The sequence below is a fragment of the Methylobacterium sp. WL6 genome (assembly GCF_008040095.1).
In the GTDB taxonomy this organism is placed as follows: Bacteria; Pseudomonadota; Alphaproteobacteria; order Rhizobiales; family Beijerinckiaceae; genus Methylobacterium.
On sequence record NZ_VRVH01000028.1, the window covers coordinates 14,921 to 32,154 of the forward strand.

General features: G+C 70.2%; 21 protein-coding genes. 15 read left to right on the forward strand and 6 right to left on the reverse strand.

What is annotated here, in order from left to right; genetic code table 11:
- Nucleotides 1-34: 34 nt before the first annotated feature.
- Genes cobT through queC form a run of 3 tightly spaced genes read left to right on the forward strand, consistent with a single transcriptional unit; the run spans nucleotide 35 to nucleotide 2,157 of the window.
- Nucleotides 35-1,072, forward strand: a complete 1,038-nt coding sequence (gene cobT, locus FV230_RS06680) for a nicotinate-nucleotide--dimethylbenzimidazole phosphoribosyltransferase (RefSeq protein WP_147841757.1) — start codon at nucleotides 35-37, stop codon at nucleotides 1,070-1,072.
- Nucleotides 1,073-1,076: 4 nt separating this feature from the next.
- Nucleotides 1,077-1,433: a 6-carboxytetrahydropterin synthase QueD gene (gene queD, locus FV230_RS06685; protein WP_147841758.1), complete on the forward strand. Its 357-nt coding sequence runs from the start codon at nucleotides 1,077-1,079 to the stop codon at nucleotides 1,431-1,433.
- Complete coding sequence (gene queC, locus FV230_RS06690; RefSeq protein ID WP_147841759.1) at nucleotides 1,426-2,157, forward strand: 7-cyano-7-deazaguanine synthase QueC; 732 nt, start codon at nucleotides 1,426-1,428, stop codon at nucleotides 2,155-2,157. The genes queD and queC overlap by 8 nt, the downstream gene beginning before the upstream one ends.
- Nucleotides 2,158-2,170: 13 nt before the next feature.
- Here queC and FV230_RS31205 read toward each other — a convergent pair whose 3' ends face one another.
- Nucleotides 2,171-3,247: a methyl-accepting chemotaxis protein gene (locus tag FV230_RS31205; RefSeq protein ID WP_147841760.1), complete on the reverse strand. Its 1,077-nt coding sequence runs from the start codon at nucleotides 3,245-3,247 to the stop codon at nucleotides 2,171-2,173.
- A 169-nt stretch (nucleotides 3,248-3,416) separates the two neighbouring features.
- Nucleotides 3,417-3,977 carry a TetR/AcrR family transcriptional regulator gene (locus tag FV230_RS06700; RefSeq protein ID WP_147841761.1) on the reverse strand — a complete coding sequence of 187 codons (561 nt, stop codon included), beginning with the start codon at nucleotides 3,975-3,977 and terminating at the stop codon, nucleotides 3,417-3,419.
- A 174-nt stretch (nucleotides 3,978-4,151) separates the two neighbouring features.
- Between FV230_RS06700 and FV230_RS06705 the strand changes: the two genes are divergently transcribed.
- The 9 genes from FV230_RS06705 (at nucleotide 4,152) to FV230_RS06745 (ending at nucleotide 11,336) form a co-directional block, all read left to right on the forward strand.
- Nucleotides 4,152-5,084 carry a quinoprotein relay system zinc metallohydrolase 2 gene (locus FV230_RS06705; RefSeq protein WP_147727432.1) on the forward strand — a complete coding sequence of 311 codons (933 nt, stop codon included), beginning with the start codon at nucleotides 4,152-4,154 and terminating at the stop codon, nucleotides 5,082-5,084.
- A gap of 41 nt (nucleotides 5,085-5,125) precedes the next feature.
- Nucleotides 5,126-5,959, forward strand: a complete 834-nt coding sequence (locus tag FV230_RS06710) for a quinoprotein dehydrogenase-associated SoxYZ-like carrier (RefSeq protein ID WP_147841762.1) — start codon at nucleotides 5,126-5,128, stop codon at nucleotides 5,957-5,959.
- Nucleotides 5,959-6,555, forward strand: a complete 597-nt coding sequence (locus FV230_RS06715; protein ID WP_147841763.1) for a rhodanese-like domain-containing protein — start codon at nucleotides 5,959-5,961, stop codon at nucleotides 6,553-6,555. The genes FV230_RS06710 and FV230_RS06715 overlap by 1 nt, the downstream gene beginning before the upstream one ends.
- 200 nt (nucleotides 6,556-6,755) lie before the next feature.
- Nucleotides 6,756-7,580, forward strand: a complete 825-nt coding sequence (gene panB / locus FV230_RS06720; protein WP_147841764.1) for a 3-methyl-2-oxobutanoate hydroxymethyltransferase — start codon at nucleotides 6,756-6,758, stop codon at nucleotides 7,578-7,580.
- 101 nt (nucleotides 7,581-7,681) lie between these two features.
- Nucleotides 7,682-7,918, forward strand: a complete 237-nt coding sequence (locus FV230_RS06725; RefSeq protein WP_147841765.1) for a hypothetical protein — start codon at nucleotides 7,682-7,684, stop codon at nucleotides 7,916-7,918.
- 105 nt (nucleotides 7,919-8,023) lie between these two features.
- A complete protein-coding gene (locus FV230_RS06730; protein ID WP_147841766.1) occupies nucleotides 8,024-9,397 on the forward strand; it encodes an MBOAT family O-acyltransferase in 1,374 nt (457 codons plus the stop codon).
- Nucleotides 9,398-9,401: 4 nt separating this feature from the next.
- A complete protein-coding gene (locus FV230_RS06735) occupies nucleotides 9,402-10,421 on the forward strand; it encodes a hypothetical protein (protein WP_147841767.1) in 1,020 nt (339 codons plus the stop codon).
- Between the two features lie 176 nt (nucleotides 10,422-10,597).
- On the forward strand, nucleotides 10,598-11,017 hold the full coding sequence (gene dksA / locus FV230_RS06740) for an RNA polymerase-binding protein DksA (protein ID WP_147728054.1): 420 nt from the start codon (nucleotides 10,598-10,600) through the stop codon (nucleotides 11,015-11,017).
- Nucleotides 11,018-11,156: 139 nt separating this feature from the next.
- Entirely contained in the window at nucleotides 11,157-11,336 is a 180-nt protein-coding gene (locus tag FV230_RS06745; RefSeq protein ID WP_147728053.1) for a hypothetical protein, read from the forward strand.
- A 19-nt stretch (nucleotides 11,337-11,355) separates the two neighbouring features.
- On the opposite strand, the gene flgH is transcribed toward FV230_RS06745, so the two are convergent.
- From flgH to flgF, 4 genes are read right to left on the reverse strand one after another with little or no spacing between them, the layout of a single operon-like run.
- Nucleotides 11,356-12,120: a flagellar basal body L-ring protein FlgH gene (flgH, locus tag FV230_RS06750; protein WP_147841768.1), complete on the reverse strand. Its 765-nt coding sequence runs from the start codon at nucleotides 12,118-12,120 to the stop codon at nucleotides 11,356-11,358.
- 33 nt (nucleotides 12,121-12,153) lie between these two features.
- A complete protein-coding gene (gene flgA / locus FV230_RS06755; protein ID WP_147841769.1) occupies nucleotides 12,154-13,239 on the reverse strand; it encodes a flagellar basal body P-ring formation chaperone FlgA in 1,086 nt (361 codons plus the stop codon).
- A gap of 22 nt (nucleotides 13,240-13,261) precedes the next feature.
- Nucleotides 13,262-14,053: a flagellar basal-body rod protein FlgG gene (gene flgG / locus FV230_RS06760; protein WP_147728051.1), complete on the reverse strand. Its 792-nt coding sequence runs from the start codon at nucleotides 14,051-14,053 to the stop codon at nucleotides 13,262-13,264.
- A 14-nt stretch (nucleotides 14,054-14,067) separates the two neighbouring features.
- Nucleotides 14,068-14,808: a flagellar basal-body rod protein FlgF gene (gene flgF / locus FV230_RS06765; protein WP_147841770.1), complete on the reverse strand. Its 741-nt coding sequence runs from the start codon at nucleotides 14,806-14,808 to the stop codon at nucleotides 14,068-14,070.
- A 280-nt stretch (nucleotides 14,809-15,088) separates the two neighbouring features.
- Here flgF and fliL point away from each other — a divergent pair, with 280 nt between their 5' ends.
- The 3 genes from fliL to FV230_RS06780 form a co-directional block, all read left to right on the forward strand.
- Nucleotides 15,089-15,604 carry a flagellar basal body-associated protein FliL gene (gene fliL / locus FV230_RS06770; RefSeq protein ID WP_147728049.1) on the forward strand — a complete coding sequence of 172 codons (516 nt, stop codon included), beginning with the start codon at nucleotides 15,089-15,091 and terminating at the stop codon, nucleotides 15,602-15,604.
- Nucleotides 15,605-15,656: 52 nt separating this feature from the next.
- Nucleotides 15,657-16,871 carry a flagellar motor switch protein FliM gene (gene fliM, locus FV230_RS06775; RefSeq protein WP_147728048.1) on the forward strand — a complete coding sequence of 405 codons (1,215 nt, stop codon included), beginning with the start codon at nucleotides 15,657-15,659 and terminating at the stop codon, nucleotides 16,869-16,871.
- Nucleotides 16,872-16,888: 17 nt separating this feature from the next.
- On the forward strand, nucleotides 16,889-17,234 hold a 346-nt coding region (locus FV230_RS06780; RefSeq protein WP_246694767.1), incomplete at its 3' end, for a DUF6468 domain-containing protein.

Genomic DNA, 17,234 nt, shown 5'->3' on the forward strand with positions numbered 1-17,234 from the left:
GCGCAAGCCCGCCCACAACAATCCTTCGGACCCGATGACCGACCCGACCCCGTTCGCGGATATCCGCCGCCTGATCGAGACGATGCCCGGCCCCGATCGCGATGCGACCGCGGCGATCGCGGCGCGCGAGGCGCGGCTGACGAAGCCCGCCGGCGCGCTCGGGCGAATGGAGCAGCTCGTCGCCTGGCTCGGGGCGTGGCAGGGCAAGGCGATGCCGACGCTGGACCGGCCGCTGGTCTGCGTGTTCGCCGGCAGCCACGGCGTGACGAAGCGCGGCGTCTCGGCCTTCCCCGATGCGGTGAATCGCCAGATGCTCGAGAACTTCGCCGCGGGCGGGGGAGCGATCAACCAGATCTGCGCCGCCTACGGCCTCGGCTTCAAGGTGTTCGACCTCGCCATCGACCTGCCGACCGGCGACATCACGCAAGACGCGGCCCTCGACGAGAAGGCCACCGTCGCGACCATGGCGTTCGGCATGGAGGCGGTGGCCGCCGGCACGGATTGCGTCGGTGTCGGCGAGATGGGCATCGGCAACACCACGATCGCCGCCGCGATCTACGCCGCCCTGTTCGGGGGAGCGCCGTCGCACTGGGTCGGGCGCGGCACCGGCTTGGACGAGGCCGGGATCGCGCGGAAGGTCGCGGCGGTGGAGGCCGCGCTCGCCCACCATGCCGGCCATCTCGACGACCCGCTCGAGGTCCTGCGCCGCCTCGGCGGCCGCGAGGTCGCGGCGATGGCCGGCGCGATCCTGGCCGCGCGGCTGCAGCGGGTGCCGGTGGTGCTCGACGGCTACGTCGCGACCGCCGCCGCGGCGGTGCTGCACGCGCTCGACCCGCGCGCGCTCGACCATTGCCTCGCCGGCCACGTCTCGGCCGAGGGCGCCCATGCGGAGGTGCTGGAACGCCTCGGGCTGGTGCCGCTGCTGGCCCTCGGCATGCGGCTCGGCGAGGGCTCGGGCGCCGGCATGGCGGTGGGCCTGCTGAAGGGCGCGCTCGCCTGCCATCGCGACATGGCGACGTTCGAGCAGGCCGGGGTCTCGGGCAAGGCCGGCGTCTCGGGCAAGGCGGAGTAGCAGGATGAAGATCACCCAGGCTTTCACCTTCGAGGCGGCCCACCGCCTGCCGAACGTGCCCGAGACCCACCGCTGCCACCGGATGCACGGGCATTCCTACCGCGTCGAGCTGACGGTCGCCGGCCCGGTCGACCCGCGGACCGGCTGGGTGGTCGACTTCTTCGACATGGAGGCGATCTTCGCGCCGGTGCTGCTCCGGCTCGATCATTACTGCCTCAACGAGGTCGAGGGTCTGGAGAACCCGACCGCCGAGAACATCGCGGCCTGGATCTGGCATCGCACGAAGGACGGCCTGCCGGGCCTCAGCTCGGTGAAGGTGTTCGAGACGCCGATGTCCTGGGCGGAGTACGACGGTGACTGACGAGCGCGCGCTGGTCCTGTTCTCGGGCGGCCAGGATTCCGCCACCTGCCTCGCCTGGGCGCTCGACCGGTTCGCCCATGTCGAGACGCTGGGCTTCGACTACGGCCAGCGCCACCGGATCGAGCTCGACGGCCGCGACGCGCTCCGCGACGGGATCGTCGGCATCCGCCCCGACTGGGCGGAACGGCTGGGCCAGGACCACACCCTGGCCCTCGACGCGCTCGGGCAGGTCTCGGAGACGGCGCTGACGCGCGAGACGACGATCGGCTTCGAGGCCGGCGGGCTGCCGAACACCTTCGTGCCGGGCCGCAACCTCGTCTTCCTCACCTTCGCCGCCGCTCTGGCCTATCGAAGGGGCCTGCGGCACGTCGTCGGCGGCATGTGCGAGACCGACTATTCCGGCTACCCGGATTGCCGCGACGACACGATCAAGGCGCTGCAGGTCGCGCTCAACCTCGGCATGGAGCGACGCTTCGTGCTGCACACCCCGCTCATGTGGCTCGACAAGGCCGAGACCTGGCGCCTCGCCGAGCGCCTGGGCGGACGGCCGCTGGTCGATCTGATCGTCGAGGACAGCCACACCTGCTACCTCGGCGAGCGCGGCGCGCGCAACGCCTGGGGCTACGGCTGCGGCACCTGCCCGGCCTGCGCCCTGCGGGCCTCCGGCTACGCCCGCTTCGTGGCCGACGCACCCGGGAAATCGGGCCAGAACGCCGCCGCTTGACAGGGCGCCCGCGTCAGCGGGTTTGGACGATCACCCCGTACCAGCCGAGGCCCGCATAGGTCTCGTAGCCGGGGGTGCGGTGGAAGGCGGTGACGGCCGAGCCCTGCACCACGCCGTTGGCGCTTCCCTTCGGATCGAAGGCCAGCGTCTCGCTCAGCACGCCCCGGTCGTCGGAGGCGGCGAGGACGCGGCGGTCCGCATCCACGAGCAGCACCCGCGTGCGGGCACGATCCTGCGGCGAGACCCGCACGCCTGCTACGATCGCCCGCGCCTGCGGTTCCCAGTCGAAGTGGATCGCCAGGACGCCGGCCGGCACCCCGTCCGCTCGCCCGCCCGCGCGGATGCTCGCGCAGTACGTCGCGACCTGCGCCCCGCCGAGACGCGCCTCGCGCCGCACGTTGCCGGAGACGTAGTCGTCGCCGCTGCGCAGGACGGTGGCCTCTCGGAACCAGGGCTCGTCGGCGACGCTGTCGCCGCGCACCCCGGGATACCGATCCGGCCTGCCGACGGCGAGGATGCGTCCGTCGCGGTCGCAGACCCAGAGGTCGAGATAGACCGTGTAGGCGGACAGGATCACGCCGAGGCGTGCGCACGCATGGGCCGCGGTCGCTTCGCCGGGCTCGGTCACGCAGGCCACCAGGGCCGCATCCGTCGCCCACCAGCGCACGTCGCAGGTCCGCTCGTAGAGATTGCGGTCGACGAGCTCGATCGCATTGAGGGCGAGATCGATCATGCGCTCGCCCTGGGCCTGGACGGCCATCGCGCCGACGGTGCGGCCGAGCTCGCCGATATGCCCGGACAGCTGCGTCTCCAGCTCGCGGGCGAGGCTCTCGATCTCGGCGCCGATGCCGCGGACCTCCTGTGCCACCACAGAGAAACCCTTGCCGTGCTCACCGGCATGGGCCGCCTCGATCAGCGCGTTGAGCGCAAGGATCTTCGCCTGCGCGGTGATCTGGTGGATGCGCCCGATCTTCTCCTGTGCCACCCGGCTGACCCCGGCGGTCAGGGTCGAGATCGTCGCCAAGGTCGGCGCCGGCTCGACCGCCGCGTCCGCGGCTCGGCCGACGATCTTCGAGGCGGAGACGGGCATGCGGGTCGGCTCGGGTTCGGATCGCGGGTCGTGACTTAATACCTAGACGCGCCGAGTGAAAAAGACTTTAATCTGACCGAAGAGCCGGGCGGCGCTGCTTTCAATCCGGCCGCCGCTGTCAGCGGCGCGAAACCCGTCCGTCTCGGGCGGCCATCGTTCGCGAGCCGGGTCAGCGCAGGCGGTCGGTTAGCGCGGTCAGCGTCCCGGCGAAGGCTTCGGGCCCGCCGAGCAGCCGCTCCAGCAGCAGGGCGCCTTCGAGCGTCGCCACCACCAAGCGGGCATGGCGCGCGGGGTCGAGCCCGGCCCGGATGCTCCCATCTGCCTCGCCGTCGCGAAACACCTGCTCCAGCCACGTCAGGTGATGGGCGAAGAACGCGCCTACGTCGCCCCGCAGCCGTTCGGGCAGCGCGTCTCCCTCCGTGGCGAGCGCGGCGCAGAGGCAGCCGAGCCCCTGCTCGACACCGCCGAGATAGAGCCGGCCGTAAGCCGCGATCCGGTCGATGCCGGCCGGGTGCGTTGCGCAGATGTCGGCGAGGGCCACGTCGTAGCGTTCGCCGTAGGCCGCCACCAGCGCCGCGCCGAGATCGTCCTTGGTCCGGAAGTGATGGTGGATGCTGGCCTTGCGGATGCCGACCACCTCGGCGAGGTCGGCGTAGCTGAAGCCGGACCAGCCGCGCCCGCGCACCAGCATCTCGGCCTGAAGCAGCAACTCGGCGCGGGTGTCTCGCATCGCAGGGTCGGAAACCGTATTCGCAGCGCGCCGCCGGGCAGCACGTTCCCCCCCTTGTGGCACTTGACGCCGAAGAAATCTACCTACTAGATGGTTGGAACAATAAGTCAGGAGGTCCCGCATGTCGGGAACGGCTCAGCGCCACGCCCATGCCCGCCGCAGGAATTCCTGGCGATGAGCGCCGTGCTGACGCGCCGCGCCGCGCTCTTCGGCGGGTTCTGCCTGTGCTGCCTTCCGAAGCCCGGCTTCTCGGCCGAGTCCTTCGCGATGGAGGAGGTCGGGCCCGGCATCTTCATGCGCCGCGGACCGAACGCCGACGCGACGCCCGAGAACGACGACGCGATCGCCAACATCGGCTTCATCGTCGGCAAGGAGGCCGTGCTGGTCACGGAGTCGGGCGGCAGCCTCGCCGACGGGCAATGGCTCCGCTCCGAGATCGTGAAGCGCACCTCGAAGCCGATCCGGCACGTGGTCATCACCCACGTCCATCCGGACCATTGCTTCGGCGCCGCGGCCTTCCTGGCCGACAAGCCCAACGTCATCGGCCATGCCCGCCTGCGCGAGGCGCTCGACGCGCGGGGCGACTATTACCGCCAGCGGCTCGTCGACATCCTCGGCGCCGACAAGGCCGGCAGCGTCGTCTACCCGACGCAGGAGGTGAAGGACGGGGCCGAGGTCGACCTTGGCGATCGCACCCTGCGCTTCGCTGCACACGCCACCGCGCACACCTCCTGCGATCTCTCGATGATCGACAGCGCCAGCGGCCTGCTGTTCACCGGCGACCTGCTCTCGGTCGGCCGCATCCCCTCGCTCGACGGCAACCTCAACGGGTGGCTGAAGGAGATCGAGGGCTTGCGGGGCTCGGGCGCGACCCGGGCGGTCCCCGGCCACGGCCCGGTGTCCGTCGCGCTGGCGCCGGGGCTCGATGCGCTCGCCGGCTATCTCACCACGCTGCGCGACGAGACCCGCAAGGCCATCGCCGCCGACGTGTCGATCGAGAAGGCAGTGGGGACCGTCGCGCAGTCCGAGCGCGGCAAGTGGGACCTGTTCGACAGCTACAACGGCCGCAACGTTACCGAGGCCTACAAGGAGCTCGAGTGGGAATGAGGCCCGGCACGACTTATCTTTCACGCCATCGGAGGAACGCCATGAAGTCCGCCCTTTCGTTGATCCTGAGCGCGAGCCTGTCGGCCGCCATCCTCGCCGGCCCGGTCCTGTCCGGACCCGTCCTGGCGGCCGGTGCCTCGGACACCGACGCGGAGCGCGCCGCGCGCTGGCAGGAGATCGCCAAGTCGGTGTTCGGCGACCGCAAGATCGCGCCGACCGACACCCTCATCCGGATCGACGCGCCGACCCGCGCGATGGATGCGGCGCTGGTGCCGATCACCCTGACCATGCCGGAGAAGGACAAGATTAAGGCGGTGCACTTCGTCATCGACGACAACCCGTCGCCCTACGCCGCGCACTTCACCTTCGGCCCGGCCGCCGACCCGAGCGAGCTGAAGCTCCGGGTGCGCGTGAACAATTACACCAACGTCCACGCCGTCGCCGAGACGAAGGACGGCGGCCTCTACGAGGCGGTCAAGTTCGTGAAGGCCTCGGGCGGCTGCTCGGCTCCCATGGGCATGAGCGACGAGGAGGCGATGAAGGGCATGGGCGACATGCGGATGAAGTTTTCCGGCGAGGCCCAAGCGGGCAAGCCCGTCGAGGCGACGCTGATGATCCGCCACCCGAACTTCTCGGGCATGCAGATGAACCAGGTGACCCGCGACTACACGCCGGCGCGCTACATCAACAAGCTCGTCGTCACCGCCGGCGACAAGACCGTGTTCACCATGGACGGCGACATCTCGATCGCCTCGAACCCGGTGATCAATTTCGGCCTCATCCCCGAGCCCGGCAAGCCGATCAAGGTCGCCGCCACCGACAGCCAGGGCGGCTCGTGGGAGCACAGCTTCAACGCGCCGAGCCCGAGCAACTGATGCCCGCGCGCCGATCCCATCGCCTGATCCGCGTCGGCACGGCGCTCGCCGCCGCGGGTCTCCTCGCCGCGGCGCCGGCGGACTCGCCGGTGAACGTGCCGGAGCCGGCGGGCCTGCACGAGGGCGTGCAGCAGGGCTACACGCCGAAGACCCTGAGCGGCGCCGTCGTCGTCGACATCGCCGCCCTCGACGCGCTGATGCCGAAGCAGCCGCTGCTGATCGACGTGGCTTTGGCCGACCGGAAACCCGCGAACTTTCCGGCGGACCGGCCCTGGCTTCCGGCCCACCGCTCGGTGCCCGGCGCCGTCTGGATGCCGAATGCGGGGGCGGCGCCCCTCGATCCCGCACGGGAGGACCTGTTCCTGAAGCGGGTCGAGGCGCTGAGCGGCGGCGACAAGGCGAAGCCCATCGTCACCTTCTGCCATCCCGATTGCTGGGGCAGCTGGAACGCCGGCAAGCGTCTCGTCCGGCAGGGCTACACCGCGGTGCACTGGTTCCCCGACGGGATCGAGGGCTGGCAGGACAAGCACGAGACCGCGGTGGTCCGAGAGGACCCCGAATGGGCGCGCAAGCCCATCTCCACCGGCGAGCGCTAGCGCCTTCGCGAGCGCGCCGCATGCCGGCTCGCGTGGACGCGTCCCGCCCGGCCGAGCCTGACACCCTCCCGCAAAGGAAAAGCGGCGGGCGGGATTCTCGGCGCCGGACGGTGTAGAGGAGGCGCGCGGGCGATCCTGATCGGCCGCGAGCCTCCGGCCCGTCAGCCGCGGGCGAGGTGACGAGAACGGAGTCCAAGACCATGTCGCAGGTCGTGCAGTCGCGGCGCGTGATGGCGGTGGATCTGGCCAAGCGGAAGGCCGAAGGCGTCAAGATCATCGCGCTGACCGCCTACCACGCCCACACCGCCAGCATCCTCGATCCGTTTTGCGACTTCATCCTCGTCGGCGACTCGCTCGGCATGGTGATGCACGGCCTCGAATCGACCCTGCCGGTCACGCTGGAAATGATGATCCTCCAGGCCCAGGCGGTGATCCGCGGCACCTCGCGGGCGCTGGTGGTGGTCGACATGCCGTTCGGGTCCTACGAGGCGTCGCGCGAGCAGGCGTTCATGAACGCGGCGCGGGTGCTGAAGGAGACCGGGGCCGGCGCGATCAAGATGGAAGGCGGTGCCCGCTTCGCCGACACCGTCGCGTTCCTGACCCAGCGCGGCATTCCGGTGATGGGCCATATCGGCCTGACGCCGCAATCCGTGAACACCATGGGCGGTTTTCGCGTCCAGGGCCGCGGCCCGGACGGCGAGCGCATCCTGATGGAGGATGCCCGCGCGATCAGCGAGGCCGGCGCCTTCGCGATCGTGCTGGAAGGCATCGTCGAGCCGGTGGCCAACGCCATCGCCCGGTCGCCGGCCGTGACCGCGCCGACGATCGGCATCGGCGCCTCTGCGGCCTGCGACGGCCAGATCCTGGTGCTTGAGGACATGCTCGGCCTGAGCGATCGGGCGCCGAAATTCGTGAAGAGCTTCGGCTCGCTGCGCGCCCACATCGAGGAGGCGGTGCGCACCTACGCCGACGAGGTCCGGTCCGGGCGCTTCCCCGCCGAGGATCACACCTACGGGCCGCGTTGAGGGCCGGTTCACCCTGTTCGGGGCGAAAACCCTCGGTCGCGCATACCGGGCGATCGATCGGGCATGGTCGTGCGTTAACCTCCCGATCATTCGGAGACGGCATGGACGCGCGCTGCATCACCCTGAACAACGAGGCGGTCCGCATCGGATCGGAGCGGCTGCTCAGCCACCTCCGCAGCGAGGGCCTGAATTACGACCTCTGGGTCACCGGCACCGATTGCGGGAGCACGGTGCACCTGCGGGTCGACGACCTCACCGACAGCCTGGACAGCCGGATCCGCGCGGTGCTGGTCGGAACCGCCACGACGCTGGACCTCGCGACCCGGCCCCACGCGTAAGGCGCGACGCCGTCGATTGACGCATCCCGGTCGATCCCCGACAAGGCGGCCGCCCGACGCTCGGTCCGAGCGGCGCGGCATCCCCCCGCCGCGCCGCCCCGGCCGATGCTGTTCAACTCCTTCGTCTTCCTCCTCGCGTTCCTGCCCGCGGCGCTCGCGCTGCACGCCCTCGTCGAGCGCCATCGGCCGGGCCTGCGGCTGCCGCTGCTCGTCCTGCTGTCGTTCGTGTTCTACGGCTGGTGGGACGTGCGGTTCGTGCCGCTGCTGCTCGGCTCGATCCTGGCGAACTGGCTCGTCGCCCGCGCCTTCGTCAGGGCGCCGACCCGCTGGCTGATCCCGGGTGCGATCGCGGCGAACCTCGTCGTCCTGGCGCTGTTCAAGTACCTCGATTTTATCGCCGACCTCGCCGGCCTGATCCCGGGGATCGAGGCGCCGCGGCTCGGCTGGGTGCTGCCACTCGGGATCTCGTTCTTCACCTTTCACCACATCATGTACCTGACCGACCTTCGGGCCGGCCGCGCGCCGGCCTTCGGGCTGACCAAGTACGCGCTCTACATCGCCTTCTTCCCGCAGGTTCTCGCCGGCCCGCTCGTGCGCTGGAGCGAGATCATGCACCAGTTCGACGAGCGCCCCTATGCGCGCCCGGATGCGGCGGAGCGGATCTGCCGCGGACTGATGCTGCTCACCGTCGGCCTGTCGAAGAAGGTCTTCTTCGGCGATCCGCTGGCGGGCTACGTCAACCCGGTGTTCCAGGCCGCCGCCGCCGGCAAGGCGGTGACGACCGCCGAGGCGTGGCAGGCCACCCTCGGGTTCACCTTCCAGATCTACTTCGACTTCTCGGGCTACACCGACATGGCGCTGGGCATCGCGCTGCTGTTCGGGCTCGTGCTGCCGCAGAACTTCGACGTGCCGTACCGGTCGGCGTCGCTGCGCGACTTCTGGCGGCGCTGGCACATGACGCTGTCGCGGTTCCTGCGCGACTACCTCTACATTCCGTTCGGCGGCAACCGCCGCGGCCTCGCCATCCAGGTCGCGGCCCTGTTCGCGACGATGACGCTCGGCGGCCTCTGGCACGGGGCCGGGCTGACCTTCGTCGCCTGGGGAGCGCTGCATGGGGCCGGCCTCGGGGCGGGCATCCTGTTCCGCCGGGCGAACCTTCGGATGCCGATGGTCCTCGGCTGGGCGCTGACGTTCCTGTTCGTGGTGCTGACCTGGGTGCTGTTCCGCGCCACCAGCTTCGAGGCGGCGCTGATCGTGTTCAAGGGGCTGGCCGGCTTCGGTCCGTCCGGCACCGGCTTCAAGTGGCGGACCATCGCCGTCGCCGCGGCCGTGGCGACGGTCGGGCCGAGCGCCTGGGCCGCGGTCCACCGCATGCCGCCGAGCCGGCTCATCGCCGCCGCCTTCGCGCTGCTGTTCGTCGTCGTGCTCCTGAAGATCGGCGACGACGGCAATTACGACTTCATCTATTTCCAGTTCTGAGCCGATGCGGACCCCGTCGCCCGACACGGCCTGGCACGATTTCGCCCGCACCGCCGTGCTGACGGCGATCGGCCTCCTGTACGGCTACCTCGCCCTCGCGATCGCGATCGATCCCTACGACAGCGGGCGCTCCACGCTGTTCTCCGTCGGCGGCGTCCGGCCCCAGGGGCCGCGCACCGCGCTCGCGGTCCGCGGGCGCGACCCGGCCTTCACGGGGGCCGTCATCGGCAATTCGCACATCCAGCTCGTCGAGCCGGCCCGCCTCTCGGCCGCCACCGGCATTCCGTTCGTGCAACTCTCCGTGCCGGCGACGGGCCCGGGCGAGCAGCTGCTGGTTCTCGACTGGTACCTGCGCCATCATCCGAAACCCGCCGCCTTGGTGATGGCGGCCGACGACTTCCTGTGCACCGACGATCCGGCGCTGCCGCCCGGCAAACCGTTCCCCTTCTGGCTCCTGGAACGCGACCCCGTCGCCTACGCCTTCGGCCTGCTGCGCTTCAACGTGGCCCAGGAGGTCGTCGGCCGGATCGGGTGGCTGCTGCGCAGGAAGCGGCCGATGGCCCGCGCCGACGGGTGGTGGGATTACGAGCCGGATTATCTCAAGCTCGGGTTCGGCGGCGGCGACCGGCGCGCGCCGAGCGCGGGGCCGCCCGTGCCGGACACCCCCGATCCGCACAAGGCCGGCCCGTTCCCCGCGGCCGCGCGCCTGACCGTGATGCTTGCCCGCGTCCCACCCGCGACCCCCGTCGTGCTGGTGTTTCCGCCGATCCATGCCTCGGCCCTGCCGCGCCCGGGGACCGCCCGCGCGGCGGCCGAGCAGGCCTGCAAGGCCGCCATCGCGGCGGCGGTCGCGACACATCCGCTCGGCAGCGTGCTCGACGAGCGCCGCGACACGCCCGAAACGCACGAGGATGCGCAGTTCTTCGACCAGAGCCATTACCGGCACCCGATCGCCCGGGCGCTTACCGATGCCGTCGCCGCGGCGATCGTCCGCCTTCGCGGTCCGTCGGCAATCCACGATTGAGCAAACCAATCTCCGTCGCACGCGCGCGACCGTGGCACCTTTGCCGCATCAATTGGCGCAGCGTGTGCAAGCACCGCAGCTTGAACGCGGGTGCGTTGTAGCAGCAATCCACCTCGACTATACGGCAGGCAATTATCGCCGCGGACCGGCCGTACGGGACTATGGAAGGGCGACGAATGGCGAAGGTGACGCTGGAGGACGGCTACGTTCCGTCCGACGACGAGCCCTTCATGAACGAGCGTCAGCGCGAGTATTTTCGGCGCAAGCTGCTCGGCTGGAAGAGCGACATCCTGCGCGAGGCGCAGGACACCCTGGTTGCGCTGCAGAGCGAGAACGAGAACCACCCCGACCTCGCCGACCGCGCCTCGTCGGAGACCGACCGGGCGATCGAGCTGCGGGCCCGCGACCGGCAGCGCAAGCTCACCGGCAAGATCGATGCGGCCTTGGCGCGGATCGAGGACCGCTCCTACGGCTATTGCGAGGAGACCGGCGAGCCGATCTCGCTGCGCCGGCTCGATGCCCGGCCGATCGCGACCCTGTCGCTGGAAGCGCAGGAGCGCCACGAGCGCCGCGAGCGCGTCTACCGCGACGACTGAAGTCTCTCGCGGTGCAGCATGCAGTTTTTCAGTAACCGGACGGTCTCGACTGTGCCGTCGCCCTGAAATCGCAAGCTGAGCCGCGGGAACCCTCGGGCTTGACCGTGCTTTACCCGATCACATCATCGGAGGCACGTCCATGGACAACGATGTTCTGATTCCGGTCCTCGCCATCGGAACGATCGTGGTCGCGACGGTGATCGCGGTCTGGCAGCGGACGCGCGTCGCGAAGATCAAGCACGATCCCACCCGCTCGGCGGTGATCTCGGGGCACGGCGAGGCGCCGCGCCCCAACCGGCCCGGCACCGAGCACACCTGATCGGAGCGTTCGGCCCTGATCAGAACGGCAGCAGGATGTCGACGATCTGCTGGCCGTAACGCGGCTGCTGCACGTCGGTGATCTGGCCGCGGCCGCCATAGGCGATGCGCGCCTGGGCGATCTTGGTCGATTCGATGGTGTTGTCCGACTCGATGTCCTCCGGGCGGACCACGCCGGCCACGATCAGCTCGCGCACCTCGAAGTTGATCCGGATCTCCTGCTTGCCCTCGACCACCAGGTTCCCGTTGGGCAGGACCTGTGTCACGATCGCGGCGACGTTGGTCGACACGGTCTCGTTGCGCTGGACCGAGCCGACGCCGTCGTTCGAGGAGCTCGACGTGGCGGCGAGCAGCTTGTCGGGCGACACGCCGGCGGCGAGCACGGCGGCGTTCTTCTCCAGGCCGCCGGCATTCGGCAAGCCGAAATTCTCGGTGTTGCTGCGCGAGCGCTTGGTCTCGTTCGAGATATTGGCCTGATCCGTGACGTTGACCTTCACGGTGACGAGGTCGCCGATCCGCGCGGCGCGCTGGTCCTTGAAGAAGGCGCGCGAGCCGGTGCGCCAGAGCGAGTTCGGCGCATACGAGACCGGCTGCACGTCGGGCATCGGCAGGCGGACCGGCTTGTAGCCGGCCTGCGCCGTCGGATCCTCGATCGCCGACAGGTTGGGCTGCGCGCCGACCTGGGACAGGCGGTCCATGGTGTTGCAGGCGCCGAGCCCGGCGCAGGCGACCAGCGCCGCGGCGAGGGGCAGGGCGCGGCGCGGGGAGCGCGAAGGATGACGCATCGGATCGTCTCTGCCTGATCTTGATGGGTGCGGTCAGCGAAGCGTGGTCGGCGGCTCGGCGCTCGCCTGCCGCTGCGGCGGGGCCGGGCCGACCGAGACGCGGCCCGGGCCGATCACGATCGCCTGGAGAACCTTCTTCGAGGCGATGTTGACGACGTTGACCGTCGCGCCCAGCCGTCCGGCATCGGTGGCCTGGCCGCGCATCGCCAAGCTGATGCCGGGGGATTCGTAGACGATGGTCACCGCCTCGCCGCGGGCGACGAGTTCCGGCGGGGCGGTATCGCCGGTGCGGAGGATCGCGCCCTGGCTCAGCGTGCGCTGCGCGACCTCGCCGACCAACGTCGCGCCCGAGGCCAGCGCGTCCGGCGGCGAGCCCTCCCGCGGGCGGCGCTCGATCGTCAGGTCGGCGGCGGTGACCGGCTCGCCGCGGTTGAGGGTGCGGTTGACGATGGCGACGTCGCGCATCTCGATCACCACGCCGGAGACCCGCAGAGAGGCCCGGCGCTCGCCGAGCGTCATCAACCCGCCGACGCGGCGCGAGCGCGGATCGTAGTTGAGATCGAGGGCGACGACCTGGCCGTCGAGATCGACCGGCGCCAGCAGCATCGGCCCGTCCCCGTCGAGGCGCACGCTCACCGATTTCGCGTCGACGCCGTAAGCGGTCTCGAGCGCACGGCGCAGCGCCGCCTCGATCTCCTGGGCCCCGACCCGGCGCGCGGCGCGCTGCACCGCGACCTGGAGCCGGCCGCCCGTCTCGACGGCGCCGAGATTGAGGGCCGCGACCGCCTCGAGGATGCGGCGGGCCTGGATCGTGCCGGTGGCGCCGAGCGCGGGCGCCCGGAACAGCGGGCGCTTGGCCGCCGAGCTCGGTGCGCCTTCGACGAGATCCTCGAGGGTGAGCACGTCGCCGCGCGCGGTGACGTCGCCGCGCAGGCGCATCGCCTCGTCGGCGAACGCCGGCAGCGTGTAGGCGCCGAGCACGGCCAACGCGAGGAAGGCGAAGGCCGCGCGCAGCAGCACGGCGACGCCGAGCGGGGCGGTGCGCAGGCCGGCGGAACGCGTGATCGGCCGCAGCTCGGCCTCCTGGCGCGGTTCGTCGTAGGCGGGGGAATGGAACATGACCGTCGGGCTCCGGGCGGCGCTAGCTGCGGAACATCTGCGAGGTGGTGGAGAGCATCTGGTCGGCGGCGGTGACGACCTTCGAGTTCATCTCGTAGGCGCGCTGCGCGGCGATCAGCGACGAGATCTCGGTGACGGCGTTCACGTTCGCCTCTTCCAGGTACGATTGCTGGAGGTTGCCGAAGCCCTCGCCGCCGGGCAGCCCACTGACCGCCGGACCCGAGGCCGCGGTCTCGATGAACAGGTTGTCGCCGATCGATTCGAGGCCGGTCTTGTTGACGAAGCGGGCGAGCTGGAACTGGCCGAGCGATTGCGGTGCGGTCTGCCCGGGCAGCGTCGCCTGCACCGCGCCGGTGGCGCTGATGGTGACGGCGGTGGCGGTGTTCGGCACGGTGATGCCGGGATCGACGAGGTAGCCGTCCCGGGTGACGAGCTGCCCCTGCGCCGACAGGTCGAAGGAGCCGTCGCGGCTGTAGGCGGTGCGCCCGTCCGGCATCGTCACGCGGAAGAAGCCCTCGCCGCGGATCGCGACGTCGTAATCCTTCTCCGTCGAGGTCAGCGTGCCCTGCGACATGATGCGGGCGGTCGAGACCGTCTTCACGCCCGAGCCGATGGCGAGGCCGGCCGGAAGCTGCGTGTTCTGGTCCGAGGTCGAGGCGCCGGCGCGGCGCAGGTTCTGGTAGAGCAGATCCTGGAAATGCGGCTGCTGGCGCTTGTAGCCCGTGGTGCGAAGGTTGGCGATGTTGTTCGAGATGACCTGGACGTTGAGTTCCTGGGCCGCCATGCCGGTGGCGGCGGCGTAGAGCGCGCGCATCGTCTAGCTCCCGCTCAGGCGACGTCGGCGAGGCGGCGGATCGCCGTGCCCCGCAGATCGTCGAGCCGCGTGATCACGCTGGAGACCATGGCGTAGGTCCGGTTTACGTCCATCAGCCGGGTCATCTCGAGCACCGGGCGCACGTTCGACTTCTCCAGCGCACCCGATTCGAGGCGCCCCCTGATCCCCGCGGGCTGCGGCTGCGCGCTCGATTCGTAGAGGTTGGCGCCGGCATTGGTCAGGGTCTGCGGGTTGGCGAAGGTCACGAGCCGCACCTTCCCGCGCACGCCGAGATTGGTGGAGACCGTGCCGTCGGGGCCGATCGAGAGCCCGGTCTCCTGCGGGTTGACGGTGATCGGGCCGCCCTCGCCCTGCACCGCGTAGCCGTCGCTGGTGACGAGGGTGCCCTGCGCGTTCACCTCGAAGGCGCCGTTGCGGGTGAAGCGCACGCCCTGCGGCGTCTGCACCGAGAAGAACGCCTCGCCCTGGATCGCCACGTGGGTCGGGTTGCCGTCGGGCTCGATCGCGCCCTGCCCGAGGTCGAGCGCGGTGCCCTGGTCGATCACGTAGGAGAGGCGGCGATCCGAGCCGGCGAAGGTGTCCGCGCTCGCCGTCGGCATCAGGTATTCCTGGAAGCGCGTCGAACGGCCCTTGAAGCCTGTGGTTGAGACGTTGGCCATGTTGTTGGCGATGACGTCGAGCTCGCGCTGAAGCGCCATTTGGCTCGACACGCCGACGAGGAGGGCATTCTGCATCGTGGACTCGATCCGTCGTGCCGCGGTGGCGGCAAGGGGATATCCGCATCCCCTGTGCCAATGTGCGAAAACCGATTTTCGTCTCCTAATGCAAAGTCTTGGCTGGGCGACCGCGGGTCGGCCGGAGCGACCGGATCGGTCCGGCGGCAAAGCCGACCCGGCAGATTGTGCCGGCTTAACGGCGCGTTAACCCTGCCGGCCGATACCGGAGCCTCGAAGGGGCCCGCACCCGATAGGCGTGGGCCCGGATGCTCACCCGACGGATCGCGGACCACCGCTCATGGCCAAGAAGCCCAAGAAAGCGGATGCCGCCGAGGGTGCCGGCGGCGAGGCCGCAGCCCCGAAGAGCAAGAAGAAGCTCATCATCATCGTCGCGGCCGCCGTGCTCCTCCTCGGCGGGGGAGGGGGCGCGTTCATGCTGAAGAAGCGTGCCGCCGCCGAGGCCGAGGCCGAGCACGCCGCCGAGGTCGCGGAGGTGAAGAAGCCGTCCATCTTCCTCGACGTCCGCGAAATGGTGATGAACCTCAGCCCTGAGGCCGGCGTCGAAAAGGCCAAGTTCGCCAAGGTCCGCATCGCCCTCGAGCTCAAGGACGCGAAGGTCGAGAGCGAGGTGAAGCCGCTGATGCCGCGGGTCGAGGACGCGCTGCAGATCTACATGCGCGACCTGCGCGGCAGCGACCTCTCCGGATCGCTCGGCCTGTATCGCCTCCGCGAGGAGCTGCTGAAGCGGGTCAACGTCGCGGTCTATCCCGCCCGCGTCGAGGCGGTGCTCTTCAAGGACGTGATCGTCCAGTAGCGACCGGCCGCAAACCCGAGCCCGACCGCGCCCCTCTGCAACCGAGCCCCTCATGGAACCCGACGACCCGAACGTGGAGGACGACTGGTCGGCAGCCCTGATCGAGCAGGGCGCCGAAGGCGGGGACGCGTCGCTCGCCGACGAATGGGGCGCCGCGCTCGCGGAGCAGGGCACCACCCGCAACGCCAGCGACGTCGCCGCCGAGTGGGCGACGATGATCGAGGACGGGGAGAGCGACAACCTTCCCGAGCTCGCCGGCAACGACCGCATTCTCAGCCAGGACGAGATCGACGACGTCGTCGGATTCTCGCTGCGCGAGCTGTCGGCCTCGGGCGCCGGCGGCGTCCGCGCCATCGTCGATTCGGGCGTCGTCCAGTACGAACGCCTGCCGATGCTGGAGATCGTCTTCGACCGGATGATCCGGTTGCTGTCGACCTCGCTGCGCAACTTCTTCCAGGACAACGTCGAGGTCACCCTCGACAACATCACCTCGGTCCGCTTCGGCGACTACCTCAACGCCATTCCGCTGCCGACCCTGCTCGGGGTGTTCAAGGCCGACGCCTGGGAGAATTCCGGGCTGGTCACGGTCGAGTCGAACCTCGCCTACTCGACGCTCGACCTGCTGCTCGGGGGCAAGCGCGGCGGCTCGTCGAGCCGCCTCGACGGGCGTCCCTTCACCACCATCGAGATGCAGCTGGTCCGGCGCCTGGTCGAGATCATCCTCGGCGACCTCGAGCTGTCGTTCCAGCCGCTGTCGCCGGTGCGGTTCGCGATCGACCGGATCGAGACCAACCCGCGCTTCGCCACCATCACCCGGCCGGCCAACGCGGCGATCCTGATCTCGCTCCGCCTCGACATGGACGGGCGCGGCGGCCTGCTGCAGATCCTGTTCCCCTACGCCACCATCGAGCCGATCCGTGAACTGCTCATGCAGAGCTTCATGGGCGAAAAGCTCGGCCGCGACCACGTCTGGGAAGGGCACCTCGCCACCGAGATCTGGCAGGCGGACATGACCATGGAGGCGGTGCTCCACGAGATGACGCTGCCGCTGAAGCGCGTCATGGCGCTGAAGGTCGGCGACACGCTGATGTTCGACGCCAAGCCGAGCGACCTCATCACGGTCCGCTGCGGCGAGTGGGCGCTGACGCAGGGGCGGATCGGGCGCGTCGACGACAGCATCGCCGTGCAGGTGACGCGGCCGCTGCGGCGCTCGCGCACCACGCTCCAGGCCTACGAGGCCTCGATGAACAACCGAAGCGACACCTGAGCGATGGATTTTCGGTCATGAGCCTCCTCGTCACGCTCGCCGCAGACGGCCTCGTCGCCGTCCTGCTCGTCGCCACCATCGTGTCGTCGATCAAGCTGTCGCGCCGCATCGCGCAGCTGAAGGGCGACGAGGCCGCCCTGCGCCAGACCATCGGCGACCTGATGGTCGCCACCTCGACCGCCGAGCGCGCCATCGCCGGCCTGCGCAGCACGCTGGACGAGTGCGACCGCACGCTGGCGGAACGCCTCGGCACCGCCGAGCGCTACGCCGCCGACATCGCCGCGCAGGTCGAGGCCGGCGAGGGCGTGATCGCGCGCATCGGGGCGATCGTCACGCAGATGCGCGGCGATGTCGGCGGCGTAG

Coding starts and splice junctions, on each gene's coding strand:
- cobT (WP_147841757.1), top strand. CDS start 35: ATGACCGACCCGACCCCGTTCGCGGATATCCGCCGCCTGATCGAGACG.
- queD (WP_147841758.1), top strand. CDS start 1,077: ATGAAGATCACCCAGGCTTTCACCTTCGAGGCGGCCCACCGCCTGCCG.
- FV230_RS31205 (WP_147841760.1), bottom strand. CDS start 3,247: ATGCCCGTCTCCGCCTCGAAGATCGTCGGCCGAGCCGCGGACGCGGCG.
- FV230_RS06700 (WP_147841761.1), bottom strand. CDS start 3,977: ATGCGAGACACCCGCGCCGAGTTGCTGCTTCAGGCCGAGATGCTGGTG.
- FV230_RS06705 (WP_147727432.1), top strand. CDS start 4,152: ATGAGCGCCGTGCTGACGCGCCGCGCCGCGCTCTTCGGCGGGTTCTGC.
- FV230_RS06710 (WP_147841762.1), top strand. CDS start 5,126: ATGAAGTCCGCCCTTTCGTTGATCCTGAGCGCGAGCCTGTCGGCCGCC.
- FV230_RS06715 (WP_147841763.1), top strand. CDS start 5,959: ATGCCCGCGCGCCGATCCCATCGCCTGATCCGCGTCGGCACGGCGCTC.
- panB (WP_147841764.1), top strand. CDS start 6,756: ATGTCGCAGGTCGTGCAGTCGCGGCGCGTGATGGCGGTGGATCTGGCC.
- FV230_RS06725 (WP_147841765.1), top strand. CDS start 7,682: ATGGACGCGCGCTGCATCACCCTGAACAACGAGGCGGTCCGCATCGGA.
- FV230_RS06730 (WP_147841766.1), top strand. CDS start 8,024: ATGCTGTTCAACTCCTTCGTCTTCCTCCTCGCGTTCCTGCCCGCGGCG.
- FV230_RS06735 (WP_147841767.1), top strand. CDS start 9,402: ATGCGGACCCCGTCGCCCGACACGGCCTGGCACGATTTCGCCCGCACC.
- dksA (WP_147728054.1), top strand. CDS start 10,598: ATGGCGAAGGTGACGCTGGAGGACGGCTACGTTCCGTCCGACGACGAG.
- FV230_RS06745 (WP_147728053.1), top strand. CDS start 11,157: ATGGACAACGATGTTCTGATTCCGGTCCTCGCCATCGGAACGATCGTG.
- flgH (WP_147841768.1), bottom strand. CDS start 12,120: ATGCGTCATCCTTCGCGCTCCCCGCGCCGCGCCCTGCCCCTCGCCGCG.
- flgA (WP_147841769.1), bottom strand. CDS start 13,239: ATGTTCCATTCCCCCGCCTACGACGAACCGCGCCAGGAGGCCGAGCTG.
- flgG (WP_147728051.1), bottom strand. CDS start 14,053: ATGCGCGCGCTCTACGCCGCCGCCACCGGCATGGCGGCCCAGGAACTC.
- flgF (WP_147841770.1), bottom strand. CDS start 14,808: ATGCAGAATGCCCTCCTCGTCGGCGTGTCGAGCCAAATGGCGCTTCAG.
- fliL (WP_147728049.1), top strand. CDS start 15,089: ATGGCCAAGAAGCCCAAGAAAGCGGATGCCGCCGAGGGTGCCGGCGGC.
- fliM (WP_147728048.1), top strand. CDS start 15,657: ATGGAACCCGACGACCCGAACGTGGAGGACGACTGGTCGGCAGCCCTG.